Source organism: Congregibacter sp. (assembly GCF_965662665.1).
Taxonomy (GTDB): Bacteria; Pseudomonadota; Gammaproteobacteria; order Pseudomonadales; family Halieaceae; genus Congregibacter.
This window is the reverse complement of sequence record NZ_CBFIIF010000025.1, coordinates 33,439-44,035: the sequence shown is the minus strand read 5'-3', so window position 1 is coordinate 44,035 and position 10,597 is coordinate 33,439. Positions and strand designations below refer to the sequence as shown.

The 10,597-nt window shown below is 57.1% G+C and carries 4 protein-coding genes; 2 read left to right on the top strand and 2 right to left on the bottom strand.

The genetic code is table 11. The annotated features are described in order from the left end of the window. Together ACTG39_RS10695 and ACTG39_RS10690 are read left to right on the top strand one after the other, a co-directional pair. A partial coding sequence (locus tag ACTG39_RS10695; protein ID WP_439107549.1) for a ketopantoate reductase family protein occupies nucleotides 1–537 on the top strand: 537 nt, incomplete at its 5' end. Further along, complete coding sequence (locus tag ACTG39_RS10690) at nucleotides 528–1,283, top strand: SDR family NAD(P)-dependent oxidoreductase (RefSeq protein ID WP_439107548.1); 756 nt, start codon at nucleotides 528–530, stop codon at nucleotides 1,281–1,283. The genes ACTG39_RS10695 and ACTG39_RS10690, both read left to right, overlap by 10 nt. 25 nt (nucleotides 1,284–1,308) lie before the next feature. Here ACTG39_RS10690 and ACTG39_RS10685 read toward each other — a convergent pair whose 3' ends face one another. Beyond that, the gene (locus ACTG39_RS10685) at nucleotides 1,309–4,953 is read right to left on the bottom strand and encodes an SDR family NAD(P)-dependent oxidoreductase (protein ID WP_439107547.1); all 3,645 of its coding nucleotides are present in this window, start codon (nucleotides 4,951–4,953) and stop codon (nucleotides 1,309–1,311) included. Continuing rightward, nucleotides 4,950–10,379, bottom strand: coding sequence for an AMP-binding protein (locus ACTG39_RS10680; RefSeq protein WP_439107546.1), 5,430 nt, complete (start codon nucleotides 10,377–10,379; stop codon nucleotides 4,950–4,952). The genes ACTG39_RS10685 and ACTG39_RS10680 overlap by 4 nt, the downstream gene beginning before the upstream one ends. Between the last annotated feature and the right edge of the window lie 218 nt (nucleotides 10,380–10,597).

Below are 10,597 nucleotides of genomic sequence, written 5' to 3'. Positions count from 1 at the left end.
GAAATGCACGCACTATTTAGCCTTGTGGAGCCCGACGCAGTAGTCACCGAGAACATATGGGGCTATCTATGGGGCAAGCTGGGTTATGGGGCGCTACTGTTTGCGACGGCCCTAACGCCCGAGTCTATGGCGGATGCAATGGCCTCGGAGGCGCATCAGGACGTCTACGCGACGCTTGGCACTGAAGTGATGCGACTGGCTGAAGCCGAGGGCGTGACCCCCATAGGTTTTAATGGTTTCGATCCTGATGCTTTTGCCGCTGACGATCGCGAGGGTATCGCGGTATCGTTGGCCGCTATGGTGGAACACAATCGCCATACGGCGAAAACACACTCGGGCATCTACAGGGATCTGGCAGTGCGAAAACGCAAGACTGAGGTCGACGCACAGATGGGGATAATGGTGGATATCGGTTTAACTCATGGGTTTCCGATGCCGGCCATTACAAAGCTCGTTGAGCTGATTCATGACATTGAAAATGCCCGGCGTGAGCAATCGATGGCTTTGTTAGATGAGATGCTTGGCGTATGCGCTTAAATTTGCAGGACAAGTTGTTTGTCGTCACGGGAGCAGCCCAGGGCATTGGCGCCGCGATTGTGAAAGGTCTCGTTGATGAGGGCGCCAAAGTAGCCGCACTGGATATCGACGCTGAGGGCTTGAATCCTCTTGCGGGGCTGTCGGGCGTTCATAGCTATGACGGCGACTTGTCCAGTGCGGGCGATGCGCAGGCGCTATGTCAGTCAGTGGTTGAAGAGCTGGGCCCTGTTTACGGACTCGTTACCGCCGCAGGGGGCGTGCGCGGGCAGACAGCTAAGGCTCTGGAAGAGGTAGCTGAGCCTGAGTGGCGAACGATTTTTAACGCCAACGTTGATGCCGCGATGTGGTGTTCCCAGGCATTTGCGCCCGGCATGAGAGACGCGGGAGAGGGTCGCATCGTGACCATTTCTTCTGGTGCGGGCTTGCGCCCCAGCTTGACGGGTATCCAGGCTTACGCAGCCGCAAAGCATGCGCTTGTGGGCCTCACGCGACAATTGGCGCTGGAACTGGGTCCTGCGGGTATCACCGTCAATTCTGTAGCACCGGGTTTTGTGCTGTCGAACCCTTCCACAGAAAAACAGTGGACCGCTTTTGGCGCGCAGCGTCAGGAGCAGGTCGTCAATGGCATCCACATGCGCCGGCTCGGCAGCGCAGAGGACATTGCCGATGCTGTGCTGTTTCTTTGCTCCGAACGTGCGAGCTGGATTTCCGGTCAAGTTCTGTCGGTAGATGGCGGCCATGCCTGAAGCAGGCCGCACATGCCTCGCCGACCTAAACGGTTACCGCATTGCCGCGGAAGATACGCGCTAGATAACGGCTCTCGGAAGGGCTGGGCGCTGGAACAGCACATTGCAATACGGCGTACACCAGACGCTCCATTTCCTCTTGGAGCTCGTTTTCATTCGCGGGTTCCTCCGATCGTGCACGGCGAGTGAGCTGCACCTGGTTCACGGCAGGCACGGTGGGTAGGCGTTCGGTTTCAACGCCCAGCGTCACCGTAAAGGCATGCAGTGAGTTTTTGACAAACAAGGCCAGGGCAAACTCTTCCCGGGATGAGACGAAAGAGGTGTCTGGCGTGAGCAGCACGATCTGGCAGTTCGGCACCAGAGCAGCCCGGCGGGCTACCCTGAAGTGATGCGTAAGCTGCTCGGATATCATCTGCGCAAAGTCAGTGTTTGACAGTACTCGTGCCCAGGAGCCTTCTCGCTCCGCCGCCAGTGCGTTGTAGGGCAGTCGCGCAAAGGGTGCGCTCACCACTACATCAAAGCCACCGTGGTTTTGTAGGATGTCATCGAGAGAACTTTCGATTTCGTCACCAATGACTCGCACGTCAACATTTAGCCCCGCAGCTGACTGCAGGTTATGCATTACTTCATCTCTGGCTTCTTCCGTGCGCGTCAGGACCGTGAGTGAGGCGACCTTTTGCTCGATAAATCCATTGCCAATGGCTACAAGCTCCTCACGCATGCAGTCTCCGATGAGCACTACGCGCTTGCCTCCGAGCCTTGCGAGGCTTTCGCGATCCGGGCGCAACAGCAATTCGCCCTCGGTTACCGAACGATCAAACTTCAGCCCACCTGAGGGGTGAAAGGTCTCACCACTGGCGATGTCATCAGCCAAATGGAACACCGTTGACAAGCCAATTTGCTCGTCGGTAGGCATCTTGTGTAAATGCAGCCTATTCAAGATTCCGGCCTCGATCCCTGCTGCCGCTTTTTCTACAGCCGCGCTATCAAACAGCGGAGTAGGGCAGTCGACAAACTCTTCCAAAAACCGCTCAGCGTCCTCGGGTTTAAACAATCCTCCGGTTACCAGACGATTCATGAGCTTTTCTGCGAGGTCCCTATTGAACAACCAGGAGCGAGAATTGCCGCCCTCGCGGCTATCCTCTACCTGAGCAATAAGCTTGCCCAAAGCTTCGTTTTGACCCGCCCCGCCTTTGACGGTGGCAATGGCGTTGCCCGCGAGCGCCATAATAGTTTCTGTGGATGCGCCTTGTCGGAGACCGGCGATAGCAGCTTTGTGCACGCTGTTTAGACGCTTGTTTTCCAGCACCAGTCGCCCACGGCGTTCAAACAATCCCGGAGCACCGCCCAGACCACGAAGTCGTGCACCATCCACGGGTCCCGGGGCAAGGGCGTTGATTCGGATTTCTGGCCCGAGGTGCCGAGAGAGTATTTCGGCCAAGACACGCTGACCGGCTTTTGATACAGCGTAATCTGCACGATTCGGGTAGGCCACGGCGACATACTTTTCACCGCCAAAATAGCTGGATACGTTAAGCACCACACCATAGCCGTTGGCTTTCATTTTAGGCGCGTACTTCCGGATGAGGGAGTAGTTAGAGATCAGGTTGGCGTACATCGTGCGATTCCAGGCCTCGAGAGTCATATCGACGACCATCTCCTCAGCCCCGGAAATACCCGCGTTGTTGATCAGGAAGTCGACGTGTCCAAAGAGTTCGATGGAATGGTCGTATAATCGCTCCAGTGCCGCTTCGTCCCCAACGTCTATGTCGGCAAGGATATGCACTCGTTGATGCGCGTTGGGATAGCCCACGCCGCGCAGTTCTTCGACGATTTCGTCCCGGGCTTCTTCCAGTTTTTCCTTGCTCCGTGCTGACAACAAGACTCGCGCCCCCGCGATGGCCAAAAAGCGACCCAGTTGTAAGCCGATACCGAGGCTCCCGCCAGTAATCACAGCAGTGCGTCCCTTGTGCAGACCGGGCAGTACGCGCTGGATTGATTGCGGCATGCTGCCTTTCCCCGTCGCACGTTTTATGCTTTCGGGAACCCACAAGTTGATAGGATCCATACGGCGTACACGATTAGTTAAAGTCGCAGCCCAGTCAGTAGTGAAACTCAGGTTGTCTTCTTCGTCGTTGTCATAGCGCACGAGCTGATTAGGCAGCATGGCCCATTGGCGTTCGCCCTTTTTTCGCATTTGGCGGTCTTCGTGACGCCAGATTCTGATAAGAGCCTCAATCGCTGCGCGTTTGACCTCATTGAGATAATCGCCATGACCGTCGGTGGGATTCGTGACGTAGGTGAGTGCCGGCGCTTCGTCCAAGAGGTCCCATCGATCCAGATTGATCGCCAACGCGGCGGCAAACGCCACGGGCGCGACAATTTCCTCGCGAACAAAAGCTTCTACGTCATCGTCACCGGCGGTGCTTAGAGAGTAGCCGTGCTGCCCATTGCCCGAACGGGGAAGAACCACGATGCCGTCAAGACGGCCAAAGTGATCGCGGATGTAATCGAAACAGCGATCCGCGGACTCTCGTCGCAGGGGTTCCAAATGCAGTAGATGAATGCTGTCGAGGCCCCTGGACACGCTAAGAGATCGAGCAAAGCCCAGGGATTCAAGGCTGCGAAACGCCAGTACAACCTTAGCACCGCTGACCATATGTCTCTCTGCAAATGCCAGCGCGTCTTCGTAGTCGCTTCCCGCGAGAACAAACACCACCTGGCCGCTGAGGTCTTCCAAACGTTTATCGGGCCAGGACACGAGCTTGGAGCGACTCTGCGCCGGGACCTGCATCCCGTTAGTAACTTCGATATGGTGGCCGGATAACGCGGCGGATTCATCGGAAGCTAGCCAGGTGACCGTGGAGGCGACATCCTTGGGCGTTGGATAACGATACTCAAACTCACCCTCAGCGTTTTCCCGTCGGGTAATCATCAAGCCGCGGAACTCCTTCGAGGTCGTTCCCGCGGGCGCGCTTTGGAGCGCGTCCATGTTGCCGAATACAGTATCGATACGTTCCGACTCGATGGGCCCCGGAAAAAGCGTGTTAACGCGAATTCCGTGTTCCTCACCTAACTCCTTTGATAGTCCGATAGACAAGGCATTTAACCCTGACTTCGGAACGACATAGGGAATACGGCCGTAGTAGTGCGTGCGGGAAAAAATGGTTGAGACATTGACGATGGATCCGCCTTGTTGCATGTGCGGCACCGCCGCACGGGTCATATTCCAGGGACCCGCAAGGAGGTTCATCGCCGCATCAAACATGGTTTCTTCGTCGTCGCGGGCCAGGCGTTCGGATTCCGAAAAGGGGATATCCCTGAGAGTGCGACGAGGGCCTGCACCACCGGCATTGTTCACCAAAACATCGATGCTGCCAAAGTGCGCCACTGTTGCTGCAACGATCTCTCTGCAAACGGGGGCTTTGGCGCTGTCACCTACGGCAATCAGTATTTTGTCGCGCTCAAAGCCCTCATTGACCAGCTCCTCGACAAAGTCATTGAGCTTGTTTTCATTGCGTCCCGTCATGACGAGTTTCGCGCCTTCGCGAAGCAGATTGCGGCTAACGAATGAGCCGATGTTTCCAGCGGCGCCCGTCAATATCACTACCTTGTTGGTGAGCCGCTCGCCGCTAGTGCTCGTGGTTTCTTTTGTCTCTGATGTACTCATCGCAGTGCTCCTGCAGATCCGGTATCAATATGAGCGAGAGTTTCACCTCGCTGTTCGGCTTCGCGGATGGCCCAGGCGCGATAGAGTTCATCGCGCGTTTTTAGCCCCGAGCGGGGAAGACCATGCGTGGCAACGTAGTTGGCGCCTGCATGACGGTTTTCCCACATGGCCTGATGGGCCTCTGCGATCTCGGTCAGGGGTACGTTCACCGGGGGCATCACATCGATCATGCCCCCCGCTATGCGCTCCTGCATTTCGGCGAATTCCCGTGCGGTGTTGAGGTGAGTGCCTCGGATCTCTGCACTGGGCATTAATATGCGACGCTGACGCATCCATACCTGCGGCGCATAAAAGCTGAGCCGGTGACCACTTAGGTCTTCGGAGTAGACGACTTTGCCCACATTAGGTTTGACCAACGAAGTCGCCAGTCCCAGTCCGTCGCGACCCGCACGCTCGAAAACCACGTCCGGCAGACCCCGTTTGTCCAGGGTATTACGAAGGAAAGGCGCGATAGCTGAGCCAATAGGTTTGAGTGTTCGGTCAGAAAAGCGTCGCACCGCCTCCTTGAAAGCCTCGGACTCAGTAAAAGGGTCGGGAAGCGGGGGGAAAGGGCCGGGCGGGTCGAAATCATCACCGAGTTTTCGGGCGATGGCGTCAATACTCACCACACCCGTGAGCCGTGTTCCAAAGCCGAGGGATGTGACGAACTCGCGCTGAGCCGCATTGTCGGCAAGGACAGCAACCTGCGCTCCCATGCTGCAGCCGACTTCGATAGCTTCGATAGCCACGGGGTCGACTACGCCGTCGTCCGCGCCCGGGCCGTACACCACGAGCAATGACCCGCCGCCCCTAAGACCTGAACGATCGAACATCTCTGCTGGACTGGAGTTGCCAGGTTTACCCATGAAGGAAAAACGGTAGCCCGATGAGGCGCCGTAAAAAGTCAGTACTCCGCCGTTACCAAGCAATTGAAAGGATCGGGGGAAGGCATTTTCGCCGGCATGGGAGACCACATAATCAATATCGCCGCCGGCTTGCTCGCGAGCCTCTGCCACGAAGTTATCTCCGGCGCGCTCCCAGCTATCCCAGTCGGTGCGCTCTTCGGGCACCGGCGTAAAGATACCGCTCCAGCGAGCGTCTTTGCGATTAATGGGAGCTCCTCCAAACTGCCGCACTCGTTCTCCTCTATCTTCTGAGGAAACCATGCCCACAACGGACAATCCTGTTTGCTTGGCCGTGCGAAGACAATCGAGTCCCGTGCCGGTAGAAGCGCCCTCGACAAAGAGTCTTCGTCGAGGCTTTATATTTAGGGTGGTAAAGAGTGCGCGATGAATAGTGCCGAGAGTCAGGCCATAGGAGCCCGCTTCCTCGATGGTCATGCTGGGGAGTTTAGGGTGCATTTGCGGGCCCTGAACCACCAGAAACTGCGCATGAGTCCCGTCGTTTTGCTCATAGCCCTGGATGCGAAAGTCCGCAGCCATGGGGTCGAGACCCTGATCCGGCGACAGGAGCTCACTCTGGCCGGAGTAGATTGTGACCAGCTGACCCACGGAAAGTCGTCCCTCACGTAAGAGCTCTGCGCCCAATTGCGCAACCATGGCCACACCCCCGGAGCCGGTAACCTGCACATCAGCATCACGGGCATCAAAGGGCGATACCGGTATGCCGGTGATCGCCCAGATATCATTGAAATTCATCTCCGATGCGAGCATGAAGACCAGAGCTTCGTTGGGCCCCGGCGCCGGTGTTGGAAAAACCAGTAACTTTTCGGCGTCTTTAGGGTCGGCGTGGGCAGGAGCGCCGGTGTCTTTGCGCTTGGCGACGCCCATACCGTATTGATAGCGGGGTACGCGTGTTACACCGGCAAAGAAAGGGGCATCCAAGGCGATAAGATCGCCAGCGGCTTCAAGCTGCGCGCGTTGCTCAGGGGAAGCATCGGGTGTGACCGCAGTGTGCTTAATGGGCAGTGGCGAACTTCGTCGTTCGAGAAAGGCACTGATGCCCACTGGTCCTGCTGAGGGGTCGCATACCGCTTCGGCGAATAACTCCGCTTCGTGTTTGAGACCCGCGGACTGACCATGTTCAGCGCCAAAGCGAATCGCATCAATCACGCGATCCAGGCAGTGTGAGCGGCCTCCTGCGCGCAGTTGTGCGAAGGTGCTCTCCAGCTGCGCATCGTCCAGCAGTGCTTGATCTAGTGGTAGCGCATCTTCTCGGGCCCGCAGATACGTCTGCTGACGATCCATGATGGCGGTGATGGGGCCTTCGCCCTCAAAGTGCGCCCTTAGCATGGCCATGGCTGTTTCCACCGCGCTGACACCCGGTTGCTCGACGATACGATCCACAAGACCACAAGCCAGTGCTTCCTGCGCATCAATATTGCGTCCCGAAGCAATCAGCTGAATCGCATTGATAAGACCTTCACGTCCCCGCAGTTGATGCAGTCTGCGCACCAATCGCTGCGTACCGCCGTAGCCCGGGAGGAGGTTTAGATTTATCTCGGGCTGTCCGAAGCGAGCCTGGGCATCCGACACGATAAAGCCGCAGGCCAGGGCGAGTTCGCAGCCACCACCGAGAGCGGGGCCATTGACTGCGGCAATCACGGGCTTGCCCATCGTCTCCAGCACGGAAAATGCGGTATGTGCAGCATTGGGAGGAGTCTGTGCAGACTCGAGATCGCCCGCCTCACCAATCTCCAGAAGCTCTTTGACATCGGCGCCAGCGACAAAGGCATTGCGTGCACCGGTCACGACCAGTGCCTCTATGCGCTCCTGTGAAGATATGTGCTGCAGGACAGTGTTCAGCTCATCGAGAGAGCGTTCGTTAAGGGAATTCACCGGGGGTGAGTCGATCATCAGTAGGGCCACAAACCGCCCCTCTGCAATTTCGTGCGTCTCCAGACGCAGGAAGCGATAACTTTGAACAATCTCCCGGGCCTGACTGAGCTGTCCGAAGGACTTCCAATTGGCGACAATTTGTTGAATCTCTGGCACAACCTCGGGATTACGTAGCGTGGATAGATCGCCCAAGGGCTCATCAAGCAGAATCGCCCGAAGCGTACGGCGCATATATTTTCCCGAACGAGTTTCGGGAAATGCGGGAATCACTAGAAAATCTGAGGGTACGGCGGTGACGCCTTTTTCGCTGCGCACCAGTCCCTGGAGGCGACTGAAGTCATCATCGGTAAGTCTCGAGCCCGGTGCGGCGATTAAAAAGGCCACGGGGGTCTCGCCTTTCTCGTCGTGAGGGGCTCCCACCACAACCACGTTACCTACGGGTGAGTCTTCGCGCAGGGTTTTGTCGCGCAGTACCGCGCCCTCAATTTCTTCGGTGCCGATGCGGTGTCCGGAGACGTTGATGACATCATCGGAACGACCGTGAAGGGTAAACGCGCCATCGTCATGACTGCGCGCATAGTCGCCCTGGGTGTAGGCAAGGCCGTCCGCCCAGCGATTAAAGTAAACCTCGCTAAAGCGCTCAATGTCCCCTTGCCAGTTTTCACTGCCCAGTTGCTCAGCGTCTCCCCAGATTGTGCGTGCCAGATACGGGTAAGGCTGGGTTATCACAAGCTCGCCTTTTTCTCCCGCCTCTGCAGGACGCCAGGCTGTGGCAGTACCGTCGGCAGCACTTTCAGTTGCGATGCGAACTTCTGCCTGTATCCAGGGCAATGGCCAGGTCTTGGCATCTGCCTGCAAATCGTTCAATCCGCCCCAGGGGCAGGAGAACACCATGCCGCCGTGCTCCGTAGCCCAGTAGGAGTTGATGTAGTGCGAACATATGCGGTCCATGCCGAATTGCTGCACTGCTGGCGATACGGGCTCCGCACAAAAGGTAGCGACCTTGACGCTATTCATGTCGTAGGCGGACATATCCTCTACGCTGGCAGGGTCAGTCATGACCGCCTTGAGAAAAGTAGAGCCCGCTTTAAAGATCGTTGCCCTGTGGCGCTCGATGATGGATGAAAAACGTCCCGCATGGGGGAATAGCGGAGATCCTTCGGCAATGATGGTGCCCATGCCCAGGCATAGAGGCGCCGCTATCAGGTACGCTTGTCCGGTGATCCAGCCTGGATCTCCAACGACGTAGAGGCGGTCTTCATCTGTCGCATCAAACACCATGCGCATCGTGTGTGCGATACCCGCCAGCCAGCCACCGTGGGTATGCACGACGCCTTTGGGCTTTCCCGTAGAGCCCGACGTGTAAATGATAAACAGAGGCCAGTCTGCGTCCACAGGTAAAGCCGGGTGCGAGGCATTGAGCGCTCGGCAAAGATCGCGGTCCGAGAGCTTGAGCAGTTCCTCGATGTTTGCGGCAATGAAGCCTTCTTCCGCTGCTGCCCCAAGGACAACATCGATGGCATCGCTGACCAACTCATCAGACCAGCGGTCCCGAGGCTGGCGGACAATGTCCTGACCGGTATAGCGCACGACCACGACCTGTTGCACAGTGTGTTCAACACCGGCAAGTTCGCGTGCCACGGTGGTTCGCAACTCTGCGGAACGCTCGGCAGCAATCCCTGGCTCAGCGGCCAAAGCAGCGCCGAGTTCGCGCATAAGGTCGCTGCGCTCAATGGTGATTTCTCCGTGCAGCCCCTCTAGCACACTGCGGGAGATCCGCGCCGCGGCGTCTCCCAATTCGAAGCCAGTGATAACGCTATCCAGGCATGCAAGCGCAGAGCGTAGAGGAATAAAGTTATCCAGGGCCTGGTCTGTGTAGATTTCCTTGTAAGGAACAACCTCGGCGTTGCGGTAGCCCCCGTCGGCGGTGATGACAACACTAGCGCCTGCATCATAAATGCGATCAGACAGTGTCTTTGCCGAGAAGCCCCCAAACACCGGCGTATATATGATTCCCAGCCGCTTGGCTGCCTGTGTGTAATAGATCTGCTCGAGAATGTTGGGGAGGTTAAATGCAATTCTGTCGCCGCGCTTAAGACCCAGCGAGGACAGGACCTGCGCACGGAGCACGGTTTCGACGAGGAGTCTTCGAAAACTGACGGTGGTTTCCTGCACCGGGCCGCCCTTGCCGTCGTTTCTTGAGGGATCCCAGCGGTCACCTTCAAAGACAATGGCGGTGGCGTCTCCGCGGCCGGCGAGAACGTGACGATCCACTTCGTTAAAACATGCATTCGTGGAGGCTCCACGATACCAGCGGTAGAAGGGCGCACGAGAGTCGTCAAAGGCCTTTTCCCATGGCCGCCAATCCTCGGCTTGGGCACTTGCGGTGGCGCTGTCAGCCGAAATCCCGATTGCTTGCCACTGCCCGTTTTCCTGGCGTCGCAGCCAATCCTTGCCGTGAAACCAGTGCAATTCCCGAGCGGCGATGTTCCCGTGGTATTGCCCCGGATCATCAATCGCTGCTTTGCGTTGCGCGGCCTCATCAGAGGCAGATACAAGACGTCCCCATGGGCTTGGGTCTAGGTGCATGTCGCCCCCTTATCGTGCAGAAAATTTATAGTTATTGATTGCGAAAAGTGCCTTTTGGATCAGTCACAGTTCGTTATCTACAGGCTTTGCTACGACGTCAAAAGTCCACTGGATCAGTAAGATAATTCGGCGGCATCTGTCACTTTTGGTCTGCGGCGCTGTGAGTTCAGGTCAATGCTTTGTTGTGCAGTGGCGTCTTAATATCTTCATGAGAGGCG

What these genes read in the sequence shown, in the direction of transcription:
- ACTG39_RS10690 (WP_439107548.1), top strand. Translation starts at nt 528, where the DNA reads ATGCGCTTAAATTTGCAGGACAAGTTGTTTGTCGTCACGGGAGCAGCC.
- ACTG39_RS10685 (WP_439107547.1), bottom strand. Translation starts at nt 4,953, where the DNA reads ATGAGTACATCAGAGACAAAAGAAACCACGAGCACTAGCGGCGAGCGG.
- ACTG39_RS10680 (WP_439107546.1), bottom strand. Translation starts at nt 10,379, where the DNA reads ATGCACCTAGACCCAAGCCCATGGGGACGTCTTGTATCTGCCTCTGAT.